This window comes from Desulfobacterales bacterium (assembly GCA_028704555.1).
GTDB lineage: Bacteria > Desulfobacterota > Desulfobacteria > Desulfobacterales > JAQWFD01 > JAQWFD01.
The window spans coordinates 50,342-73,345 of the sequence record JAQWFD010000008.1 but is presented as its reverse complement, the minus strand read 5'-3'; the positions used below and the strand labels follow the sequence as shown (position 1 = coordinate 73,345).

Here is a 23,004-nt window from a genome sequence, read left to right as displayed (position 1 = left end):
TTCGGAAATCAAAACTGAATGTGAGCCATCCCCCCGGTTTTTTTGTTGTCTGCTTTATAAAACGGTATCTTCCTCATGAAGATTTTTTTTCGATTTGGAATCGCCCGCTCCCCCCCTGGGAGGCAACTTGATCCCGGGCCGGAGAGACAGAATGAGATCATCCATTTCGGAGCCGAGAACGGTCTCTTTATCCAGTAGCAATTCGGTCAGTTTGTCCAATATATCCCGGTTCTGGCTCAGAACGTCTTTGGCCCGGTCATATGCGCGTTTGGCGAGGCTGGTAATTTCGGCGTCAATCTTTTTTGCCGTTTCTTCCGAGTAGTCCCGATGCTGTGAAATCTCACGAGCTAAAAAGATTTGGTCATCGCCCTGTGCATACGAAAGCGGGCCAAGCGTTTCGCTCATTCCCCATGACCGGATCATTTTCTGGGCGATCTGGGTTGCCTGCTTGATATCGTTTGCCGCTCCCGTGCTGATCCTGTTAAATACGAGTTCTTCAGCTACGCGACCGCCAAATGCCACGGACAGTTCGCTTTCCAGCTGATCTTTGAATTTAAAATCTCTTTCCTCAGGCAGAAACCAGGTGATTCCGGCGGCATGCCCTCTGGGGATGATCGTGATTTTATTTACCGCGTCGGTTTCAGGCAGAAACCGCGCCACCAGCGCATGGCCTCCTTCGTGATATGCCGTGGTTTTCCGGTCCTCTTCCTTGATGACCTTGGACTTTCGTTCCAGTCCCATGAAGACTTTATCTTTCGCGTCTTCAAAATCTATCATATCGACTTTTTCTTTATTTCGTTTGGCAGCCAGCAGCGCCGCCTCATTGACAAGGTTTTCCAGATCGGCACCGGAGCAGCCGGGTGTTCCTTTTGCAAGGGTCAGAGAGTCGACATCCGGAGCGATCGGGCTTTTTTTCATATGAACCCTCAATATCATTTCTCTGCCTTTGATGTCCGGCAAAGAGACTACCACCTGTCGATCAAAACGTCCGGGGCGAAGCAATGCGGGATCCAGAACATCCGGTCGGTTGGTAGCGGATATGAGAATTACGCCTTCATTGGATTCAAACCCGTCCATTTCTACCAGCAGCTGGTTCAGGGTCTGTTCCCGTTCATCGTGACCGCCGCCTAACCCGGCTCCCCGATGTCGGCCAACGGCATCGATTTCATCTATGAATATGATGCAGGGTGCGCTTTTCTTTCCCTGAACAAACAGATCCCTGACACGCGATGCCCCGACGCCGACAAACATTTCAACAAAGTCTGATCCGCTGATGCTGAAAAACGGGACGCCTGCTTCACCGGCGATAGCACGGGCCAGAAGTGTTTTCCCGGTGCCTGGAGGCCCCATTAACAGAACCCCCTTTGGGATTCTTCCTCCCAGACGGGTAAATTTTTTCGGATCTTTCAGAAATTCGACAATTTCTCCTAATTCTTCTTTTGCTTCGTCAATGCCTGCCACATCGGCAAAGGTAATCTTGGTGGATTGATCGGACATGAGGCGTGCACGGCTTTTCCCGAAAGAAAGGGCTTTTCCTCCCCCGGATTGCATTTGTCGCATGAAGAAAATCCATACCCCGATCAATACGACCATCGGGAGCCATGATACCAGCACCGACATATACCAGGGAGATTCGTCGACCGGTTTTGCTTTGATCGATACACCTTTGCTTCTGAGAATGCCGATCAGGTCACTGTCCTGAGGAGCAAACACCTTGAACCGGTTCCCATTGGAGTTGGTGATGTAAAGCTCCTGCCCTTTGATGAGGACCTCTGACACATTCTCGTTTTCAACCATGCCGAGAAAATCGGTATAGCTGATGCTGGCGTCGGATAACTGCTGCTGGTTAAACAGGTTATAGAGCATGACCATCATCAGTGTGACTACAATCCATAACGCAAGATTTTTATAGAATGGATTCAAATGATATTACCTCCCGAATAAAATTAAATTTTTTGTATAGAATAATCATTTTTAATCATAAGGCAACGGAAAATTCTATTTTCAACACATCTTTTGTGTGCGGCGTGATCTTCGCTGACTCATCGGTTCGATAGCCGGCAATCCAGATGATTTTATTCCGGTTGAGAAGGAGCGGGCATTTGGCCCGTCCAGGTCTGGATACCTTGTGATTGATAAAAAATTTTTTAACTTTCTGGCTGCCTGTCATCCCCAGGGGGATAAAATAATCTCCGGGACGGAAATTCCTTATCACCAGAGGAAATTTAATCATGTTCATATCAAAAAAAGCCACCTGAGGTCCAGACACACATCCGTCGGGAATGTCACGAAGGCTAACCGGGCAAAGCCTGAAGGTTGCCCCGGTTTCCTGAATTGTGACGGTTCCGGGCCCAGGGATGCTGTATTCGTAATCCGGTACGGTACGGGCTTTTATTTGTCTTAAGCCACCGGTTTCCCTGATAATGATCAATTGCTCCGGAGCTTTTGTTATCCGGATGCGATCGGGCAGATCGATACTCCCGCTTGCCGGGCCATTTATAAGGAGTGAGACGGCTTCGTCAATATGGGTATAACTGATTCGCCTTAAACTGCCTTTTAAATCGTTGATTGCCTTTCGTAATATTCTTCTCAGGGCGGCAAGGTGGATCTTTTTCAGTTGAAAAGCCGAAAAGACAACCCTGCCGGGCACTGAACTTATCAACGCCTGATGATATAAGGGCCTTATGATGTGATCCATCCATTCGTTTTCGCATGAAGCGATTGACCCCAGCCGATTGAGCGCCTGACTGATTTTTGGGTTGTATTCGGTTTTCAGCATCGGTATTAACCGATGCCGGATGCTGTTTCTCATGAATCGAATGTCTTCATTGGATGCATCGGTTACATAGGCAAGATTTTTACGGGTCAGGTAATTCATGATATCGGAACGGGTCAGGCGAATCAAGGGCCTGATGATATGATTATCCCTGACGGGGGGGATGCCGGACAGACCACAATTTCCGCTGCCCCTCAGCAGATACATCAATATCAGTTCGGCATTGTCGTCCGCATGATGTCCCAACGCGATTTTGTTATATCCGTACTGTTGCGCAATATCATGATAAAATCCGTAACGGACCTGTCTGGCAGCCTCCTCCAGAGAGATTTTATGAAGGCGTTGATGCTGAATTACATCTTTTTTTGCCGTATGACAGGGCAGGCCAAACCGGTGGCTGAGATCCTCTACAAAAGCAGCGTCCCGATCGGATTGATCCCCTCTCAGACTGTGGTTCAGGTGCGCCACGCCAATTCGGCTGAGATGCAAAGGGGAGACGAAATCAAGAAGGATGCTTAACAAGGCCACGGAATCAGGTCCGCCGGATACCCCGACGAGGATCGAATCGCCCGGATTGAGCATGCGGCAGGTTTCAATGGTGTTCTCGACGATGCCAATAATGAGGTTGTCGGATTTTTTTTGAGATTCAGGCATGAATCAGCTCAAAAAGAGTTTATACCAGCGTATGGTGATAAGGCAGATAACTGTTTCGGCGTCTTCAGGGGTATCGTTTAACCGGGGCATTATCGATGCCGTAGACAAAAATAGATTCGTTTTTATTCATTAAGAGAGCGAACAATGATGATGTTTATTCATTATTGTTAGTAATAAACCCTGTTATTTATAAGGTAAGGACCGGTTTCTGTCAATACAAAACCCGGGCGTGTTTTCTTGGTTTATGCGTATATATCATATATATATGGTATATTCTTGATTCAGACTGCCGCATTTTATGGGTTGACATCCGGGTGTAGATACGGATTTGAGAGGCCTGAAAGCGGGAAGATTTTTGAAGAATCATCAGGTTTGCTCTTGAAAAAAAAATAACCCGGCGGTATAGTTCAGGTTCGGTTGTGCTAGGCGGGGAGTTAGCGGTTTCCTGTACCCGAAATCCGCTTTATGCGGGGCTGAATTCCCCCTATAGGGTTTTTTCTGAAAGTGACAGCCATCCTGATCGGTCGCCGCGCAACAGACGGTCGCGAACTTCGTCAGGTCCGGAAGGAAGCAGCGATAAGTGATGCGGTCTGTGTCGTGGATCGATCCCGGTTAAGGATATGGCTTATCCGATTCAGAAAGAATTCGACAGGGGGTGCACAATCGAATTTTTTTACCATTCAGATTCTTTTTCTCCGTATAAGACTGAAATTGTCGTTGCAAATTTCAGCTGCACACTAAAATGCCAGGTTTCGAAGTTGTATATTACATTCCTGCGCGCGATATTCTTGCCATATCCACTGAACATGTAAAAAAGCAGTTTCATTTCCGGATGACCCTCTTCAACCGAACCGCCGCATAACCGTTCGGTCATTTCTTCAAAGATGGACAGAAACGGCGGTTGGGCTCGTTTCTGACCGTTTCAGCACCATGATGACTGACTGACTCTCAAGCATCTCATGCCAAATCATATTTTCTGAAATTGACAGCCTTGTTTGAAAAAATAAGGCACGGGCATAAAAGAAGAAAATGTCAGCTTGACAACACGTTATACAGTATTATTTTTTGTGCATTGTAACAGGTTATATATCCTTTAATTTGTATATGCCATGGGAGACCATGGCATAGATATGTCGGCAGTGTGAACATCTGGTTCTGTTGACAGCTTCATTCAATATGTTGCGCTTTGCCGGTTGTTGCTCTGATAGCCAGATATGTTTGATTCAAGTCATGGAATGTAAATATTTTGTTTAATGGTGTCGATGGCTTCATGAATAAGACATTATGATAAACCGATAAAACGAATTATTCGTGTAGACGAATCAGGAGAGAACATTAGCTGATGACGGATAAAAAGAAGTTAAAAAAATATGCGGAAGCTGAAAAGCTGACTAAAGAGGCTGAGGCGCTTTCTCAAGCGGGTACTGAGGAAAAAGATGATTCTGTCGAAGTCGAAATTGAAGCCGTTGCTGGAAAAAACAGGGAAAAGGAGCTGGAGGCCGTAATCGAAGAGCTGCGGCAGGAGAAGCAGTCTACTTATGACCGGTTGCTGAGGGTTTCTGCAGAGTTTGATAACTATAAAAAACGAGGCGTCCGGGAAATGGAAGAGTTCAGGAAATATTCCAACGAGTCGCTTTTAAGGGAACTTCTTACCGTTGTTGATAACCTTGAGCGGGCTGTCGGCTCATCGGACAGCGGCTCCTGTGATAGCTCCGGTCTGGTTCAGGGGGTGGAAATGACCCTGAGCGGGATTTTGAAAATATTTGAAAAATTTGGTGTCAAACCCATTGATGCGCTTGAAAGGCCGTTTGATCCGAATTTCCATCAGGCAATGATGAAGGAAGAAAACGGTGACTATCCTGAAAATACGGTGTTAAAGGAGTTTCAGAGGGGGTACCTGATTTATGACCGTCTGCTCAGACCGGCCATGGTTGTTGTCTCCGCCGGAAAAACCCGAAGCGAAGAAGATGAAAAGCGGCAGAATGAACAATAATAAAATGAATTTTATATAGATACGAATCTAAGGAGGAAAATAATGGGCAAGGTTATAGGAATCGACTTGGGTACCACAAATTCATGCGTGGCAGTTATGGAGGGCGGGGAAGTAAAAGTCATTACCAATCCCGAAGGCGGACGGACCACCCCTTCGGTAGTTGCGGTTTCAAGCAGCGGTGAACGCCTTGTGGGCCAGATTGCGAAACGACAGGCTATTACTAATCCGGAAAATACCGTTTTTGGCGTGAAACGACTCATTGGTCGAAAGTATAGGTCTGCGCAGGTACAGAACGATATCAAAATTCTTCCATTCAAAATTGAAGAAGCATCCAACGGCGATGTGCGCATTAATTTGAACGGAAAACAGGCCAGTCCCGCGGAAATTTCATCGTACATATTGTCGAACCTGAGAAAAACCGCGGAAGAATATCTCGGGGAAACAGTAACGGATGCGGTTATCACCGTGCCGGCTTATTTTGATGACAGCCAGCGCCAGGCAACCAAAGATGCCGGAAAAATTGCCGGGCTTAATGTGCTCAGGATCATCAATGAACCGACAGCCGCAGCCCTGTCTTATGGCCTGGACAAAAAGGCGGAAGAAAAGATTGCCGTATTTGACCTTGGTGGCGGTACATTCGATATCTCCATTCTCGAGATCGGAGAAGGGGTTTTTGAAGTCAAATCAACCAATGGTGATACCCATCTGGGCGGCGAGGATTTCGATCTTCGTCTCATTGATTACCTGGCAGGTGAATTCAAAAAAGAGCAGGGTATCGATCTGAGATCCGATAAAATGGCGCTGCAACGGCTGAAAGAGGCAGCGGAAAAAGCCAAGATGGAACTGTCCACTTCCATGGAAACCGATGTGAACCTTCCGTTTATTACAGCCGATGCCAGCGGTCCGAAACACTTGAACATAAAAATTACCAGAACCAAGCTCGAAAATATGGTCGCTGATCTGCTGGACAAGCTTGAAGGCCCATGCCGGGCAGCGCTGAAGGATGCCGGCCTTTCGGCAAAGGATATCGATGAGGTGATTCTTGTCGGCGGTATGACGAGGATGCCTGCTGTTCAGGCGCGAGTCAAACAGATATACGGTAAAGAACCCAATAAGAGTGTCAATCCGGACGAAGTGGTAGCCCTCGGCGCCGGTATTCAGGGCGGTGTGCTTAAAGGGGATGTTAAGGACGTACTCCTTCTGGATGTAACCCCGCTGTCTCTCGGAATTGAGACGCTGGGTGGCGTTATGACCCGGCTGATTGAAAGAAATACCACCATTCCTACCCGGAAAAGTCAGGTGTTTTCAACAGCAGCTGACAATCAGCCTGCCGTATCCATTCATGTCATTCAGGGGGAACGTGAGATGGCGGCAGGCAACAAGACGCTCGGACGGTTTGAGCTGGTCGGTCTCCCGCCGGCTCCGAGAGGCGTTCCCCAGATCGAAGTGACATTTGATATCGATGCCAATGGGATCGTGAATGTATCCGCAAAGGATCTGGCAACCGGAAAGGAACAGTCGGTCAGAATTACGGCGACCAGCGGGCTGAGCAAAGATGAGGTTAACAACCTGGTCAAGGATGCCGAGCTTCATGCCGATGAGGATAAAAAGAAGAAAGAACTGGTGGAAGTCAGAAATACGGCCGACGCGTTGATTTATTCATCCGAGAAGTCCATCAAGGAACTCGGCGATAAGGTCGACAGTGAAACAAAGGACAAGGTTGATGCCGTCAGCACTCGCCTGAAAAAGGCCATGGAAGGCACTGATATTGAAGAGATCAAGCGGCTGAGCGAAGAATTGACTCAGGTATCTCATAAGCTGGCCGAAGCCGTGTATCAGCAGGCAACTCAGGCAGGCGGGCAGGCCGGAGGAGAAGGCGCCGGAGCAAAGGATCAGGCTGCCGGCGGCGGAGCCGGTGGTGACGAAGACGTGGTCGATGCGGATTTTGAAGAAGTCAAAGATGATAAAAAATAATAAATTCGTTAGAATGTGTTAAAAAAAAGCCCCGATGGCCGAATGGCCACCGGGGCTTTTTTATAGGCAGTCTTGCATCGAACTAAATTTTAAAGCTTTCCGTTATCCCGCCATATTTTTTTCTGAGCTTCGGTTTTTCGATTTTACCGGTCGGATTGCGCGGGACATTGGCAAAAATGATACGGCGCGGGCGTTTGTATCTGGCAAGCGCCATACAGAATTCATTGATGCTTTCCACCGTCAGAGATCGTTCTGGTTTTGTCTGGACTATGGCTGTGGCAATCTCTCCTAACCGTGGACTGGGAAGGCCGATAACCGCCACATCCTGAATGTCGGGATGGGATTGGAGAAAATCTTCGATTTCGACCGGATAGATGTTTTCACCGCCGGTGATGATGACATCTTTTTTCCGGTCAACCAGCCAGATGAATCCATTTTCATCCTGACGGGCGATATCGCCCGTCAAAAGCCAGCCGTCGACCAGCGCGCTGTGCGTGGCTTCCGGATTTTTATAATATTCTTTCATTATGCCGGGCCCTTTTATCATCAATTCTCCGGGCTGTCCCCGGTCTACCGGTTTGAGTCCGGCGTCGGTGATTTTAAATTCCCAGTCGAAACCGGGTATCCCGATCGCGCCGACGCTGTCGATGTTTTCCAGCCCTAGATGAATGCAGCCCGGTCCTGAGGATTCGGTCAGCCCGTAGTTGGTATCGTATTGATGGTGGGGGAAAATCCTTTTCCATTCAATGACCAGGCTCGGGGGAACGGGCTGTGCGCCGATATGCATCAGTCGCCATTGGTCCAGCTTGAAGTTTTTAAGCTTGAGGTCTCCGCTTTCAATGGCAAAGAGGATGTCCAGCGCCCACGGGACCAGTAGCCACACGATGGTTACATGCTCTTCTGATACTGCTTCCAGAATCCATGCCGGATCAATTCCCTTCAGGAGGACCGCTTTAGCCCCGACCATCAGATTGCCGAACCAGTGCATTTTTGCTCCCGTATGATACAGCGGGGGCAGGATCAAAAAATTGTCCTGATGGGTCTGGCGGTGATGATTGTTTTCGACAAAGCAGGCAAATTCCAGATTCCGGTGGGTGAGTAATGCCGCCTTTGGATTACCGGTAGTTCCGGATGTAAAATAAAGCGCTGCATCATCGGTGATGCTGATATCAACGAGAGGCGCTGTTGCCGGTTGGCCGAGGATTAATTTATGATAGGACCGGGCATACTCCGGGCAGCGTTCCTTTGGACCGGTAAATATGTAGATTTGGACAAACTGGTCAAGCTCCGGTTTAATGAAATTGATTCGTTCCGTGAATTCTTCTCCGAAGATGATTGCTTTGGCTTCGGCGGTTTCCGCACATCTCCGGATAGTCGTTGCGACAAATCGAAAGTTTAACGGAACTGCCCAGGCGCCGGTTCGAAGAACTCCAAAGTAGATGGGCAGCCATTCAAGGCAGTTGGTCATCAGCTGTACGACCCGGTCGCCTTTTCGGATTCCCATCGATATCAGTGCATGGGCCAGGCGATTGGAACTTTCGTCAAATTCTTTCCAGGTTATTTCAGAGCGTCGGTTTTTTTCAGGCTCTCGTTCGACCAGCGCAATTTCATTTCCATACATACGGGCGTTTCGTGCCAGCATATCGGTAATCAGCATAACGGTATTCCTTTCAATAAGGCTCGGACATTGGCCGCGGTGAGGATCCTTATGGCTATTGAAACGCCAGAGCGGCTTTGTCACGTCAGAATAAAGCAAATATCAGACAAGCATGAAACGGTCAAGGTGCCAACAGGCCTGTAAACCGAATTTATCCTGAGCGGCCATCATGCACCGCAAAGTGAAATTGGCAGTTTTCGTTCAGATGCTATTAACCCCGGCCTTCCCGGATGATAATCAACGTGTTGATTTTAATGGAATTATGGACGGAACCGTTCGTGATACCCCGATACGGCAGTTATTTTTCACAATTTTGTTTATGTAACGTTGGGGTTGAGTTTCAGCCAAACTTGCTTTACGGTGAATCGTTTCAATGTTACGATAATCAGGTTTGCATACGGCAGGGCAGTCCGCTAAAATATCGAATGGGGCCGCACGGCGACTTTGTGGCGAGTTGATATTTTTTGCCAGATAACTGCTCGATTTTTTTTTAAGAAATTGAAAAAAGTTCAATGGAAAAATGATGATATGATTAATATCGAGAATCTTACGAAAAGTTATGGCAGTCAGGTCCTGTTTGAAAATATAAGTTTTAAGGTAAATTCACAGGAGCGCATCGGTCTTGTGGGGCGGAACGGTCATGGAAAAACAACCCTGTTCCGGATTATTACCGGTGAAGAAATTTATGATTCCGGTACGATCAGTATCCCAAAACGGTATCGAATCGGCTATCTCCCCCAGCAACTCGGGTTTACGGAAGATACGGTGCTCAAAGAGGGGATGAAAGGACTTCCCGAATCAGAAAAGGACCATTGCTGGAAAGTGGAAAAAATACTGGCAGGTCTGGGCTTTAGCGCTGAAGATATGCAGTGCCCTCCCGGCCAGTTTTCCGGTGGATTTCAGGTGCGTCTGAATCTTGTCAAGGTGCTGGTTTCGGAACCGGACCTGTTGCTTCTGGACGAGCCGACCAATTACCTGGATATCATGTCCATCCGGTGGATCGAGGGCTTTTTGAACAGTTGGCCGCGGGAGCTGATACTTATCAGCCACGACCGGAGCTTTGTGGATAAAGTGGTGACGCATACCGTCGGGATTCACCGTAAAAAAGTCAGGAAGATAACCGGGGACACCGGAAAATATTATTCGCAGATTGCCCTGGACGAGGAAATATACGAAAAGACCCGGGTCAATGACCAGCGGCGTGAAAAAGAGATTACCCAGTTTGTCACCCGGTTCAGGGCAAAGGCAAGACTTGCGACAATGGTTCAATCCCGGATCAAGACGCTTGAGAAAATGGACAGGCAGGATAAGCTCGAGAGAATCAAGGCCCTGGATTACTCGTTTCGGTGTGTACCCTATGCCGGGAAAAATGCTTTGAGTATCCGTAATGTGACGTTTTCATATGAACCGGATCAACCGGTAATTGACAATCTGAGCATGTCCATCGGTAACCGGGACCGCGTCTGCATTATCGGAAAAAACGGAAAGGGCAAGACCACTCTGCTCAAATTGATTGCCGGCATGTTGCCGCTGCAGGAGGGTGAGATCGTTTTTAATCCCAATATTAAAATGGGAGTATTTGAACAGACCAATGTCGAAACGCTGGACAGAAACCGGACGATTGAGGATGAAATTTTGTATTCTCATGAGGATGTGGATCGACAACAGGCGCGAAACGTGTGCGGTGCCATGATGTTTGAAGGCGATGCGGCGCTGAAAAAAATTCAGGTGCTTTCCGGCGGGGAAAAAAGCCGGGTGATGCTGGGGAAACTTCTGATCACCCCGCTGAATCTTCTGCTGCTGGATGAACCGACCAATCACTTTGACATGGAATCCTGTGATGCACTGCTTGCGGCCATCGATAACTTTGACGGAACCGTCATCATGGTGACCCATAACGAGATGTTTCTTCAAGCGATTGCTGAGCGACTGATTGTGTTCCAGGGCAGTCGCATTGACGTGTTTGAAGGAAATTATCAGCAATTTCTGGAAAAATGCGGCTGGGAAGAGGAAATCACAGACACCCGGTCCCGTGAGAAAGCTGCGGATCAGACTGAAACGATGAAATTGTCCAGAAAAGAAATGCGGCGGCGTCGTTCCGAGATTATTGGGGAACGGTCCAGAATATTGAAGCCTTTCGGGCAGCGGATTGAAAAGGCTGAAAAAGGGATAGAAGCAAGCGAAGAAAAACTCGACAAACTCAATGCCGCCATGGTGGAAGCGTCCCAGGCGCAGGATGGCAAAAAGATCGCATCCCTGTCACGGGATATGCATCGGTATCAGGCAGACATCGAACGTTTGTTTGATGAACTGGAGAAATCGACTGAATTGTATGAAACGGAAAAAAAACAATATGACGTCCTGCTTGATCAGCTGGACAGAGAGCTGGAATAGCCTGATTTTGTTTGATCTTGCAGCGTAATTGGTTTTTTGCTAATCTTGGATACGAGATGCGGAATCCATGCTTCAGGCGTGAGCCCCTGATCCGGATTCTTGCACGTTACGCCTTTGCAAAGAATGTTTCGTAAAATCGTAAAATTTGTTTATTTCGCCATTAACCTTTCCCGAACAGGAGGAACGATCATGAGAAAAATCTTCAGGGTGATTTGCATTGTCAGTTGTATCGTTGGAATGGCCGCCTGTTCAACGGCCTATAAGGTAAAACCGTTACCATTTAAAATGCCGTCTACGTATCCGAATGTTCAGACCGTCAGTGGCGTCCAGGTGGCAGCCGGGGCATACACGGATCCGGCAAAGACTAAAGAGTCGTTTGGTTTTGACATACTGGCCGCCGGTATGCTGCCGGTTGAGGTGGTGTTTGATAACCAGGGGCCGCATACCTTTGAATTGAATGGGACCCAGGTCTTTTTGGAAGATCAGACAGGCAATATCTGGCCGGTTCTCAACACCAAGATCGCCTATGACCGGGCGACAAAATATGCCGAAACCAATGAGATTTTCAAGTCGAGCGCTTATCACGGTTTTCTGGGTGCGGCAGCCGGATCGATCATTGGCGCCGCCATCGGCATTGTTACCGGTGAAAATATCGGGTCAGCTGTCGGAAAAGGTGCGGCTGTGGGTGCAGCCGCAGGCGCTACCATCGGGGGAGCCGGTGCGTACGGGTCAGATGAGGCCAGAAGATCCATCACAACGGACTTGCGCGAAAAGTCGCTGCAGAATCAGCCGGTATCTCCCGGGGCTATTGCCTTTGGATTTCTGTTTTTCCCGGGAGAAGCAAAAACGGCTCGCAGTCTCCGGCTTCAGCTGCTGGAAAAAGATACCGGAAAAATTCATACGCTGACATTAAATTTTTAAATAGTGCTTTAAAAAAGCTGTCCGTTTTGTCAATTCCCGCGTTGGGCGAAAATTTTACTGCTCAAAATATTAAGTGTATTTGATCAGTTAAAGTTTTCGCCCGCCGTGAATCTGGCGATTTATCAGACCTTTTATTTTATCATAAAGTACAGCAGTGGAATAAAAATTGCCGGGAGCATATTTCCAACCTTGATTTTTTTTATTTCAAGCATGTTGGTGCCGATGCACATGATCAATAATCCGCCTACGGATGTCATCTGTGATATGACAGAGGGAATTAAAAACTGTGCCATAAACGATGCGGTCAATGTGATAATTCCCTGATATATGAATACCGATAAGGAAGCGAGCATGACCCCTGCTCCGAGGGATGTGGCAAAAACAATCGAAATGATTCCGTCCAAAATGGATTTTGCAAACAGGGTCTGATGATTGCCGGTCAGTCCGCTTTCCAGTGAACCGACAATGGCCATGGCCCCCACACAATACACAAGGCTTGCCGTTACAAACCCCTTGGCGATACTGTCTCCGCCAGTTGAGAACTTGGCTCCGATCCAGCGGCCGAATTTTTCCAGATTTTCTTCAATCTGTAAAAATTCACCGGCTACGGTTCCGATGACCAGACTGGAAATGACGATCAACATATCGTCGGATTTCAAAGCCCCTTTCAGTCCGATTAAAATGACTGCCAGGCTTACAGCGGTCATGATTCCGTCTATATATCGTTTGGGGATCCCCCGCCTGAAAATGAGGCCGACCAATGTGCCTGCGATAATGGCCAGAGCATTGACAATAGTACCTAACACGCCCAACCCCTTTCTATGTATTTTTTGAGTAGTTCCCGACAGGATTCGAACCGATCAGGTGGGTTGCAAAAGGTTGATGGAAAAATGTCGGATATATCCAATTGTGAGAGGCAGTCTGTTTTTTCATCGGACAGGTCGGACAGACCTGCGACATTTTCGAAAAATTATAGCACAGGAAAAAATCAAACTCGAGAAAATTCGGTTTGAGGATGAACAACGTGATTTTCAGATTCCGGACGGATCGGGTGCACCGGATTGCTGTTTTAAAATGTTCGGAAAGATGCCGGATTTGTCGCCGAATCGAAGCATGACGATTATAATAGCAATGATATCTTGACATACTTGATATATATGTTGACTTGAATTTTATGGCTGATCTATTATTTTAATAAACACGGATACTTTTTGAGCTTACTCCCAATCTTCGTTTTACCCGGCAACGGTTGTTCATCAATTGACGTTCACATTCCGCTTTTCACAGGGGCTTGACTGATTTGACTCGTTAAGGCAGACAGGTCCGCTGATTTTTTTCGCAGCCGGCTTTCCGAGAAACCGTCATATCCTGAATGCCTCCGGGTGGATAATGCGTTTATGAAATGACCGGAACATACCAATCCGGATGTTCCTATTTGTATCAGGCAGATGATAGCAAGGGAAATTTCCGGAGGGATTATATTATGAAAACATTTCAGCGCAGCAGATATCATGAGGAAAACATGCCGGATTCCGGTGAATTGATGGCACGGGTTGAACGTATGGGAACCCTTATTGATCAGGTCGCCGTCGATGTGTTTCAAGCGTTTGTGACTGAATTGCTGTCACGGCCCATTACTTACATTATTCCTGCGGTATGGGGTACAAAGAAGAATGGAGAATTGACATCTGCCCAGAAACAGATGAACAACATGATTGCCCCGGTGATAGAGGATATCTTCAAGACGATTGACACCGCCAGCTTGGATAAATCCCAACAATTCGCCGTAGGCTATCTGATCAGGGGCCTTATGATTTCCAAGATTACGTATATGATAGAAAAAATGAAAAATCAGCTCATTGGAAAAATCATTTCGGATTATCGGAGGAACGAACTGCTTTCCGATGCAGAACCTATTGGAACGGCCTGAATAATCAGTTGGATTTTGTGAAAGTCAATGACATGCCCCCGCACGGGTTTGCTCCCTTTAACTGCTGGCGCAACACGGTCACAGCCTGTCGGATGTATCCATCCGGGCCCTTGGTCCCCGCCAAAAAATCTTGTCGTAATGCCTGTTTTGTTCTATGCTCCCCCTGTATTCAGCTTTGATCTTTCCGTATTTTTTTTTCACCTCAACGTATCGGGGCCAAAATGCCGTTATGAAACCCTGTCATAAATCCATATGGGGATGGGCCATGTATGACTGGGCAAACTCTGCGTTTGCCACAACGGTGATGGCCGGTTTTTTCCCGTTGTTTTTTAAACAGTACTGGAGCTTCGGCGTGGATGCCAATCTGAGCACCGCCCGGCTGGGGCTGGCCAATTCAGGTGCCAGCCTGCTGATCGCATTGATGGCGCCAGTTCTGGGTGCCATGGCGGACCGGGGCCGGGCACGGAAAAAATTTCTGTTGGGCTTTGCGTACCTGGGCGTGCTGATGACCGCGTGCCTGTTTCAGGTGCAAAGGGGGCAGTGGGGCTGGGCGGTGTTCGTCTATGTGTTGGGGGGAATCGGGTTTTCCGGGGCCAATGTCTTTTACGATGCCCTGCTGCCGGCAGTTGCCAGTGAACGGGACAGAGATGTGGTGTCCGGACTGGGTTATGCCCTCGGGTATCTGGGCGGCGGCCTTCTGTTTCTTTTCAATGTGCTGATGACCCTGTATCCGTCTCGATTCGGGCTGGCCGATGCCACCGAAGCTGTTCGGTACTCATTTCTCAGCGTGGCCCTGTGGTGGGGGCTGTTTGCCCTGTTCACGGCCGTCTGGGTTCGGGAGGAGCCGCCCGGCTCCGGGCAACCCGCAACAGGGGATATGGGCCTGGAAGGGTTTCGTCAACTGGCCCGGACCGTTCAGCGGATACGGCATTTAAAAGTGGTCGGGGTGTTTCTCCTGGCCTACTGGTGCTATATCGACGGGGTCGATACCATTATCCGCATGGCCGTGGACTATGGCATATCTCTGGGGTTCGCATCGTCCGATTTGATTTCAGCCCTTCTGATCGTCCAGTTTGTAGGGTTTCCCTCCGCGCTGGCATTCAGCAAGCTCGGGCAGAAGTGGGGCGTCCGTCGGTCCATCTGCCTGGCGGTGGCCACCTACATGGGCATCACCCTGTGGGGGGTATTCATGACGCGACCCCGGGAGTTTTATGCTCTCGCTGTGATGATCGGCCTGGTCCAAGGCGGCCTCCAGGCGTTGAGTCGATCCTTTTATTCCCGCTTGATTCCCGAATCGCAATCTGCCGAGTTTTTCGGATTTTACAATATGCTGGGCCGGTTTGCGGCTATTATCGGTCCGGTTCTGATGGGCGTTGTGGGTCTTGGGGTAAGACAGATGCTGATGCCGCCATTGCCGACGCCGGAGCAGATCGTCCATATCGGCCGGCTGGCGTCCAGATGCTCCATTGCCTCGGTGCTGCTGCTTTTTCTGTGCGGACTGGTACTGCTGCAGTTCGTGGATGAGGAAAAAGGGCGGGAGGAAGCAAAAAAATTATAGGTGTTGAAAATTGATGAACTCGTAAAAAATACCCACCCCTGTCATTCCCGCATAGCGGGAATCCAGAACATACTGAAATTACTAAAATTTTTATTTAAGGTGAATGGCAGATGAGGGATAGATATGACTTTTTACAAGGCCATCAAACTTAATTTTTTAAAGATGCTTCAGCAAAATTTCCATCCGCCACCCGCTTTTTTTCCCAGATCCGTTGAAGTTTGACAGCCTGATTCGTGAACACCCAGTCCACCCCCCGGTTGATTTCACGATACAGGCAGTTTTCGGATTCAATAAAACCGGTTCCTGTCTGTTGTCCCTGCCGGTGATGGGTTTGCAGGAGGGTGTTGTTCAGAAACAGGTAATGGCCGGTAATTCCCCCGTAGTGTTTCCGGAGTGCGACAGCGCTCAGATGCCTGAAATTGAGTTCGGCAATCGGTATGAACGTCTGTGAAGGTAAAAAATCGATCCGATCAAACAGGGGCTCATTCAATGACAGAAGATGATAATCACGTTGAGGCGAAAGGGGGGACAGCAGGTCTTTCAGTTGCCGGATATGTCGCGGAGAATCCGGAAATGTCTCTTTTTTGAGTTCGATCATCAGATGCAGGCTGCCCCCGTATCGGTCGATAACTTCCTCCAGGGACGGGATCAGGGGAAAATCCGTTTGAAGTTCCGAAAGGCTCAGAAGGCGGATTTCAGCCTCTGAATCGAACAGCCTCCGTCCGGTTGTATCGTGAAATACCACCGGCTGGTGATCCAGGGTCCACTGAATATCCAGTTCGATGCCCCAGACGCCTTCATCCCGGACACGGTCAAATGCCGGGATGGTGTTTTCTATCAGGCTGAGGTTGTCATGCTCGCCCCGGTGGGAGATGATATGAACATCCTCAAACCGTTTCCTGGCGGGTATGGGTTGTGGCCAGCGGGAATAAAATTGATTTATAAGCCTGTGGAATGCCATTTTTATCCAGCGAGATACAGGCATGGGATTGCATCCTTTATCAAAAATGATACTCAGGGCCATGAAAACCATTTGTGAAAACAGACAGGTGCGAATACGGACAACGCCTGTTGTATTATTTTAAAGGCTGGTGGCGATCTGTGTAAAGAAAAATTCGGAGTAAGGCATGATGCCAGGCTATATCAGGTGCCGGCCTGATCATAACTTCGGCCATAACGTCGTGAGGACCGTCCCGGCCGGTCCCGGCTTCTCCAGCACGATACGCCGGGAACGGCCGGGACTTTGAAACTACACGTAAGAGAATATGGCCGCAGTAATGATCAAGCCTGAAAAATATATACCTTTCAACCATATAGTGTTAATAACTGAGGTGTATTCTGGCAGTAAGTATGGAAAATTCATTGAGGCTTTTATATAACGTTTATCACTATGCTAATCGATTTATCCGGTCAAATTGAACGAATTACCTATGCCAATGAAGAAAACGGTTACACCATAGCCCGGCTGAAGGTCTATGGTCGTCCGGATCTGGTGACGGTGGTCGGCAATATCATGGAGCCGGCGCCGGGTGCAGTCCTGAACATGAAAGGCGAGTGGACCCAACATCCCCGGTTTGGCGAGCAGTTCAGGGTGGTCAATTATGAGACCGCGGTACCGGCGACGGTTTATGGTATCAAAAAATATCTGGGATCCGGGTTGATCAAGGGCCTGGGTCCGAAAATGGCTGCCCGGATTGTCAAAGCCTTTGGTGAGGATACCTTCGATATTATCGAGCATCACATCGAGCGGCTTGCCGAGGTCGACGGCATTGGAAAAAAGCGGATTGAAATGATCCGCGGCGCCTGGCAGGCCCAGAAGGAAATCCGGGAGGTTATGGTGTTTCTGCAGCGCCACGGGGTCAGCTCCGGCTATGCCACCAAAATTTTCAAAGAATACGGAAACGACGCCATTGCCGTGGTCAGTGAAAATCCCTATCGACTGGCTACCGATATCTTCGGCATCGGTTTTGTTACGGCCGACAAGATTGCATCCAGTCTCGGTTTTGATAAACAGTCCAGGTTCAGGGCCGAAGCCGGGATCATCTATGTGCTGCACCGGCTGGCCGATGAAGGCCATGTCTATTACCCGTATGAGCCGCTTATCGAAAAATGCCGGGAGCTGCTCCAGGTGGACAGGGAGGTGATCGCAGATGCCCTGGCGGCGATCTGTGCTGCGCAGAAAATTGTTATCGAAGATCTCAATGAGAGCATCGAGGCGTTTAAGGAAAATTACAAGGCCGTATATCTGGCTAAATATCACCTGTGCGAGACCCGCATTACCAGCCGGCTCCGTATGCTCATGAGCGCTCCGAAAGCGGGTCCTGCCCTGGATGCGGACCGCGCGATCCAGTGGGTCCAGGAGCATCTGGCCATCAAGCTGGCGGAAAAACAGGTCGAAGCGGTTAAAAGCGCCATCGGCACCAAGGTCCTGGTGATCACCGGGGGACCGGGAACCGGAAAAACCACCATCATCAATTCGGTACTCAAAATTTTTTCCGGAAACCATGCCACCGTTCTGATGGCCGCTCCGACGGGCCGGGCGGCCAAGCGCATGACCGAAACAACGGGCCATGAAGCGAAAACCATCCACCGGCTTCTGGAATACAGTTTTAAAAAGGGCGGATTTCAGAAAAACGATGATAGCCCGCTGGACTGTGATCTGCTCATCGTGGACGAGGCCTCGATGATTGATACCATTCTGATGCATCATCTGCTCAAAGCCGTGCCGGTTCAGGCGACCGTGATTCTGGTAGGCGATGTCAATCAGCTGCCGTCGGTGGGAGCCGGAAACGTGCTCAACGATATTATCGGCTCAGGGGTTGTGCCCGTGGTGGAACTGAATGAGATTTTTCGCCAGGCGAAAAACAGCCGGATTATCGTCAATGCCCACAAGATCAACAGTGGCATTGTGCCGGATATGGATTCGTCCGGCCCGAAGACCGATTTTTATTTTATTCGGCAGGAAGATCCGGAAAAAGTGCTCGACATTATATTGCGGTTGGTCCGGGACCGGATACCGGCCCGTTACGGGCATGATCCGGTCGATGATATCCAGGTGCTGACGCCTATGCACAAGGGAATTGTCGGCGCCGGCAACCTGAACGAAACACTGCAGCAGGCGTTGAATCCCGGCACCGGGGGCATTGTCCGGGCAGGCCGTACCTACCGGGTGACCGATAAGGTCATGCAGATCAAAAACAATTATGATAAAGAGGTCTTTAACGGCGATATCGGACGAATCCGGAAGATCCTGGCCGAAGACCAGGACGTGATTATCTCTTTTGACGGGCGCGATGTGGTCTATGACTATTCGGAGCTGGATGAAGTGGTGCTGGCCTATGCCGTATCGGTTCACAAATCCCAGGGCTCTGAATATCCGGTCGTGGTGATTCCGGTGATGATGCAGCATTATATCCTGCTGCAGCGCAATCTGATCTACACGGCCGTTACACGGGCCAAACAACTGGTCGTGATGGTGGGCAGCCGCAAAGCACTGGCCATGGCCGTTCATAACGACAAGACTCAGAAACGCTTTACCCGCCTGGATCAGCGGCTCAGGCAGTATACTCTACCGTTGTAAGTTGGAGAAGAAGCAGTCATGAGTCAGCGGTCAAGGTCCTGAGCGTTGCCTGAAGCCTGTTTTTTTTATATTTTAAAACCAGTTTTCGCAAATTTTTGAAAGGAGTCGAAAAACATGTCTGACAAAGGTGCTCAATGTGCCCGGTGTCCGTTTGAAATGGCACAGAGGCTGTGCAAAATCGAAGGGGGCAAGTCCCCGGAAAATTGTCCGACCAAAACCAAACAGGCGATCATCGAAAAGAGCCTGAAGGAATATGAAATACCGGAGGTAAAGGAGTTTGCCAGGCAGTCATCGCTTCAGGAGGCTGAAGGCTATGGAGATAAACATCTGGGGTATGCCCATGTTAAACCGGTTAAATCCCGTATCGTGGAAGTGATGGAATTTGCGAAAAAGATGAAATACAGGCGTTTGGGGCTTGCGTTCTGTGTAGGGCTTCGCAAGGAGGCCGGAATCGTAGAGGCGGTTTTCTCATCCGGCGGCTTTGAGGTGGTATCGGTCGTGTGCAAGGTGGGGCGGGTGCCTAAGGAAGTCATCGGTGTCAAAGAAGAGGAAAAAATCTGCAGCGGGCAGTTTGAAACCATGTGTAATCCTGTTCTGCAGGCAATGATGTTAAACGATGAAAAGACGGATTTTAATATTCTGCTCGGGCTGTGTGTCGGACATGATTCGCTGTTTTTCAAATATGCCGAGGCCCCGTGTACGGTGCTGGCGGTCAAGGACCGTCTGCTGGGCCACAATCCTCTGGCCGCTGTTTATAATATTGACAGCTATTATCGCAGTTTGAAATAATTCAATCGTATGGGAATTTCCATTCCTTTACGAAGTTGTGTGGATATTTTCTGAACTTCGGTGCGGTCCAGATCCAGTTCCCTGTCGATCCGTTTATTGGACAAATTCAGTCTCATGAAATAAAGGCACACTATCCAGAGGGGTGATGGCGTTCAGCCAATAGGGTGCCGGTCAGAGCATCGAAGCGTTTTTCGCAATTTTTACACCCATAGCGCTGTCTGGCAGGCCCCTTTTCGTTGAACCCCCTTTTGATTACTCGTTTGGAATTACAAAACGGATACCGCCTTCCTTCTGTTCAACGCAATTCGCGTACCGTGTCGTAACCTTGCGCATCATCTGTCAGTGCCTTTATATTTACCTGCATCCGCCGGACGCCTATCGTGAGTTGGTTAAAATAAAATTGTTTTTGGCCACTTTACGACCCTGAAACACAACATGAGCCATATAAAAATATCAACAGCTTCTATGGGAAATCGCAGGTTCTGTTTGGCTTGAGCCTGAACGTAGAGGAAGTCCAGGTCGTTGGATTTTTCGGTCGAAACGATGCGGGGAAAAGCTTCGATATTCCGAAGCATCATGGGGCTGGCTCCGTTGATCGCGCAGCAGGTAATGGGACATGGTGCTGAAGATTAAGGAAGCATTGGATATCCGCATTGTTGTCGTGGAGCAAATTTGTTTTTAAGGACTGCGTTTCCGGTTTAAATTCCAGACCGGCAGCATTTTATCAGATGAAACAAATTAACAGTTGAAATTTGCAGTTGATTGTTGATAATAGCAGAGGCTTCGGTTGCTAACATTCTATTAAGCTAAACAGTTTATTACTTTATCACAGTGGTATTTAATACGATTCGTTTTAAATGCCAACGTGTATAATTGCGTGACAAGGAGGTATCTATTAAAACGACACGGCGCCCCAAAACAACTTTGAAAGATGTGGCGAAAGAAGCTAACGTTTCTTCAACTACTGTATCGCTAGTATTGAAAGATAATGAGACATCCAGAGTTGGGGCTGAAACCCGTAAACGGATACTTGAGATTGCCAAGCGGCTGAGCTACCGGCCGAATTTTGCGGCCCGGGCGCTTCTGAAACAGGAGTGTTATACGTTAGGACTGGTGATAACCACTCTGGTAAACCCGTTTTATTCGGAAATATCCCAGGATATTATCGCCAGGTGCAAAGAAATAGGGTACAGCGTCATTATCAGTTCGGTCCGGGGCGGTATCGAGGATGAAAGACGATCTGTTCAGGATCTGATGGATCGGGGAGTTGACGGACTCATCATATGCTCTGCCCATGAGAAGGATCCGGTTGTATCCGATCTGATTCAGTTCGGAGTTCCGTTTATTCTGGCCCTGAGAGGCGTCAAACAGAATATGGGGGATCCACCGGTTGATTTTATTGTCGTGGATAACAAGCGCGGCGGGTACATTGCCGTCAAACACCTTCTGCAAATGGGGAACAGGCGTATCGCCATCATTACCGGTGATCAGGGGACGCTTACGGGAAAACACCGCCTCCAGGGATCGCTGGCGGCCTTTAAGGCAAATGGGGTCATGCCCTGTCAGGAACTGATTAAAATTGGAGATTTTTATCAGGATTGCGGATATCGCCTGACCGGCGAATTGCTGCGCGAGAAAGACAGGCCCACCGCCATATTTGCCCATAGTGATCATATGGCCGTTGGCGTTCTTGAACGGCTCTACAGGGAAGGTATCAGCGTTCCGGAGGATATGGCGGTGATCGGGTTTGACGATATTGAGATGGGGAGACTGCCTGGCGTTGATCTGACCACAGTCACACAGAAAAAGGCAATCATGGGTCGGATGGCCGTAGACAATCTCATCGCGAAAATCCGGGGTGAATCCTCTTATATTTCCACCCGCATTATTTTAGATCCGGTACTCATTGTCCGTCGTTCCTGTGGATTTCATCTGCCCGGAAACGGTTATGAACTTCCGTTGAAAAAAGGTCAGGAAGAGATCGTACTGGATGGTTCCTTCAATTTGAAAGGCATTTGAACTCCAAACGTTCTGTTTCGTTCCGAAGGATGATGATATCTGCTGCTAAACTGGTGTCGGGAGGGAAAATATCCTAAAAGAGGAAGCTGTTATAGCTTCCTCTTCCAGTTATTTGATGATCCCATCATCAAATAATCAGGGCGCTGATACGCTGAGGTTAAATTCAGGCTCCATCAGTACGACGGAATTGTCATATGCAAAGGTCAGTGCAACATGCCGGATTCCGGATGAATCGGTATACCGGGTATCGATCTGAATCATATCTGAGGCGGTTTCCCCCTGATCCGTCCATTCCCGGATCAATGACTCCAGCTCGGATCGACTTCGATCAACATTTTCTCTGTTTTCAATGGAATCGTTTGCCGAATGCCGTTGCTTTGAACTCAGATAGTTTACGTACAAGGAAAAAAAGCGTTCTTTAGCCTGCAGGGCATTAAATTGACTGATGTCCGGACGGATAACGGTTTGCTCGGTTCCCGATTGAATCCGGGCGGCTATGACGCGTTTTACAAGATACTTATATCCAACCCCGAATGCCATCCCCGTCAGTGCCAGTCCGATAATGATTGCAGCAAAAAGATGTTCCGGATTGATCAGTCTGAGCGCTTTCCACAACGAACAATACCCGGGGAGCTCGTTTGAAACAGAAACCTGCCGCGGTTTTTCAGTTTGTTCCATATTGATTTTTCTCCTGATTACAGTAATATTCCCCATGGAAACCGTTGGGGTTATAATATCCCAAAATGGTAGGTGTGAGGG

The 23,004-nt window shown here is 48.6% G+C and carries 16 protein-coding genes and 1 other RNA gene; 10 read left to right on the top strand and 7 right to left on the bottom strand.

Annotated features, from left to right (window positions below):
* Nucleotides 1–54 precede the first annotated feature (54 nt).
* Complete coding sequence (ftsH, locus tag PHQ97_04875) at nucleotides 55–1,923, bottom strand: ATP-dependent zinc metalloprotease FtsH (protein ID MDD4392069.1); 1,869 nt, start codon at nucleotides 1,921–1,923, stop codon at nucleotides 55–57.
* Between the two features lie 55 nt (nucleotides 1,924–1,978).
* Complete coding sequence (tilS, locus tag PHQ97_04870; GenBank protein MDD4392068.1) at nucleotides 1,979–3,430, bottom strand: tRNA lysidine(34) synthetase TilS; 1,452 nt, start codon at nucleotides 3,428–3,430, stop codon at nucleotides 1,979–1,981.
* A 417-nt stretch (nucleotides 3,431–3,847) separates the two neighbouring features.
* Here tilS and ffs point away from each other — a divergent pair.
* From ffs to dnaK, 3 genes are all read left to right on the top strand, one after another.
* An RNA gene (gene ffs, locus PHQ97_04865) (signal recognition particle sRNA large type) lies at nucleotides 3,848–4,093 on the top strand.
* Between the two features lie 679 nt (nucleotides 4,094–4,772).
* Nucleotides 4,773–5,423, top strand: coding sequence for a nucleotide exchange factor GrpE (grpE, locus tag PHQ97_04860; protein MDD4392067.1), 651 nt, complete (start codon nucleotides 4,773–4,775; stop codon nucleotides 5,421–5,423).
* 42 nt (nucleotides 5,424–5,465) lie between these two features.
* Nucleotides 5,466–7,397 carry a molecular chaperone DnaK gene (gene dnaK / locus PHQ97_04855; protein ID MDD4392066.1) on the top strand — a complete coding sequence of 644 codons (1,932 nt, stop codon included), beginning with the start codon at nucleotides 5,466–5,468 and terminating at the stop codon, nucleotides 7,395–7,397.
* Nucleotides 7,398–7,479: 82 nt separating this feature from the next.
* On the opposite strand, the gene PHQ97_04850 is transcribed toward dnaK, so the two are convergent.
* The gene (locus tag PHQ97_04850; protein ID MDD4392065.1) at nucleotides 7,480–9,054 is read right to left on the bottom strand and encodes an AMP-binding protein; all 1,575 of its coding nucleotides are present in this window, start codon (nucleotides 9,052–9,054) and stop codon (nucleotides 7,480–7,482) included.
* Between the two features lie 528 nt (nucleotides 9,055–9,582).
* Between PHQ97_04850 and PHQ97_04845 the strand changes: the two genes are divergently transcribed.
* Together PHQ97_04845 and PHQ97_04840 are read left to right on the top strand one after the other, a co-directional pair.
* Nucleotides 9,583–11,448: an ABC-F family ATP-binding cassette domain-containing protein gene (locus PHQ97_04845; protein ID MDD4392064.1), complete on the top strand. Its 1,866-nt coding sequence runs from the start codon at nucleotides 9,583–9,585 to the stop codon at nucleotides 11,446–11,448.
* Nucleotides 11,449–11,637: 189 nt separating this feature from the next.
* Nucleotides 11,638–12,369, top strand: a complete 732-nt coding sequence (locus PHQ97_04840; protein ID MDD4392063.1) for a hypothetical protein — start codon at nucleotides 11,638–11,640, stop codon at nucleotides 12,367–12,369.
* 131 nt (nucleotides 12,370–12,500) lie between these two features.
* Here the strand turns inward: PHQ97_04840 and PHQ97_04835 are convergent, their stop codons facing one another.
* Nucleotides 12,501–13,175 (bottom strand): DUF554 domain-containing protein, encoded by a 675-nt coding sequence (locus tag PHQ97_04835; GenBank protein ID MDD4392062.1) that lies wholly within the window; start codon nucleotides 13,173–13,175, stop codon nucleotides 12,501–12,503.
* A 677-nt stretch (nucleotides 13,176–13,852) separates the two neighbouring features.
* Here PHQ97_04835 and PHQ97_04830 point away from each other — a divergent pair.
* Together PHQ97_04830 and PHQ97_04825 are read left to right on the top strand one after the other, a co-directional pair.
* On the top strand, nucleotides 13,853–14,299 hold the full coding sequence (locus PHQ97_04830) for a hypothetical protein (protein MDD4392061.1): 447 nt from the start codon (nucleotides 13,853–13,855) through the stop codon (nucleotides 14,297–14,299).
* A 229-nt stretch (nucleotides 14,300–14,528) separates the two neighbouring features.
* A complete protein-coding gene (locus tag PHQ97_04825; GenBank protein ID MDD4392060.1) occupies nucleotides 14,529–15,857 on the top strand; it encodes an MFS transporter in 1,329 nt (442 codons plus the stop codon).
* A 148-nt stretch (nucleotides 15,858–16,005) separates the two neighbouring features.
* On the opposite strand, the gene PHQ97_04820 is transcribed toward PHQ97_04825, so the two are convergent.
* A complete protein-coding gene (locus tag PHQ97_04820) occupies nucleotides 16,006–16,842 on the bottom strand; it encodes a glycerophosphodiester phosphodiesterase (protein ID MDD4392059.1) in 837 nt (278 codons plus the stop codon).
* A gap of 405 nt (nucleotides 16,843–17,247) precedes the next feature.
* Between PHQ97_04820 and PHQ97_04815 the strand changes: the two genes are divergently transcribed.
* Both PHQ97_04815 and PHQ97_04810 read left to right on the top strand, forming a co-directional pair.
* A complete protein-coding gene (locus tag PHQ97_04815; GenBank protein ID MDD4392058.1) occupies nucleotides 17,248–19,437 on the top strand; it encodes an ATP-dependent RecD-like DNA helicase in 2,190 nt (729 codons plus the stop codon).
* Nucleotides 19,438–19,551: 114 nt separating this feature from the next.
* The gene (locus PHQ97_04810) at nucleotides 19,552–20,226 is read left to right on the top strand and encodes a DUF1847 domain-containing protein (GenBank protein ID MDD4392057.1); all 675 of its coding nucleotides are present in this window, start codon (nucleotides 19,552–19,554) and stop codon (nucleotides 20,224–20,226) included.
* On the opposite strand, the gene PHQ97_04805 is transcribed toward PHQ97_04810, so the two are convergent.
* The gene (locus PHQ97_04805; GenBank protein MDD4392056.1) at nucleotides 20,208–20,330 is read right to left on the bottom strand and encodes a hypothetical protein; all 123 of its coding nucleotides are present in this window, start codon (nucleotides 20,328–20,330) and stop codon (nucleotides 20,208–20,210) included. The two genes, PHQ97_04810 and PHQ97_04805, sit on opposite strands and share 19 nt — an antisense overlap.
* Nucleotides 20,331–21,159: 829 nt before the next feature.
* Between PHQ97_04805 and PHQ97_04800 the strand changes: the two genes are divergently transcribed.
* Nucleotides 21,160–22,245 (top strand): LacI family DNA-binding transcriptional regulator, encoded by a 1,086-nt coding sequence (locus tag PHQ97_04800; GenBank protein MDD4392055.1) that lies wholly within the window; start codon nucleotides 21,160–21,162, stop codon nucleotides 22,243–22,245.
* A 135-nt stretch (nucleotides 22,246–22,380) separates the two neighbouring features.
* Here the strand turns inward: PHQ97_04800 and PHQ97_04795 are convergent, their stop codons facing one another.
* A complete protein-coding gene (locus PHQ97_04795; protein ID MDD4392054.1) occupies nucleotides 22,381–22,923 on the bottom strand; it encodes a hypothetical protein in 543 nt (180 codons plus the stop codon).
* Nucleotides 22,924–23,004: the final 81 nt, after the last annotated feature.

Bases quoted from the DNA above. Each gene is read 5' to 3' on its own strand.
- tilS (MDD4392068.1), bottom strand. From the start codon at position 3,430: ATGCCTGAATCTCAAAAAAAATCCGACAACCTCATTATTGGCATCGTC.
- grpE (MDD4392067.1), top strand. From the start codon at position 4,773: ATGACGGATAAAAAGAAGTTAAAAAAATATGCGGAAGCTGAAAAGCTG.
- dnaK (MDD4392066.1), top strand. From the start codon at position 5,466: ATGGGCAAGGTTATAGGAATCGACTTGGGTACCACAAATTCATGCGTG.
- PHQ97_04850 (MDD4392065.1), bottom strand. From the start codon at position 9,054: ATGCTGATTACCGATATGCTGGCACGAAACGCCCGTATGTATGGAAAT.
- PHQ97_04845 (MDD4392064.1), top strand. From the start codon at position 9,583: ATGATTAATATCGAGAATCTTACGAAAAGTTATGGCAGTCAGGTCCTG.
- PHQ97_04840 (MDD4392063.1), top strand. From the start codon at position 11,638: ATGAGAAAAATCTTCAGGGTGATTTGCATTGTCAGTTGTATCGTTGGA.
- PHQ97_04830 (MDD4392061.1), top strand. From the start codon at position 13,853: ATGAAAACATTTCAGCGCAGCAGATATCATGAGGAAAACATGCCGGAT.
- PHQ97_04825 (MDD4392060.1), top strand. From the start codon at position 14,529: ATGAAACCCTGTCATAAATCCATATGGGGATGGGCCATGTATGACTGG.
- PHQ97_04820 (MDD4392059.1), bottom strand. From the start codon at position 16,842: ATGCCTGTATCTCGCTGGATAAAAATGGCATTCCACAGGCTTATAAAT.
- PHQ97_04815 (MDD4392058.1), top strand. From the start codon at position 17,248: ATGCTAATCGATTTATCCGGTCAAATTGAACGAATTACCTATGCCAAT.
- PHQ97_04810 (MDD4392057.1), top strand. From the start codon at position 19,552: ATGTCTGACAAAGGTGCTCAATGTGCCCGGTGTCCGTTTGAAATGGCA.
- PHQ97_04795 (MDD4392054.1), bottom strand. From the start codon at position 22,923: ATGGAACAAACTGAAAAACCGCGGCAGGTTTCTGTTTCAAACGAGCTC.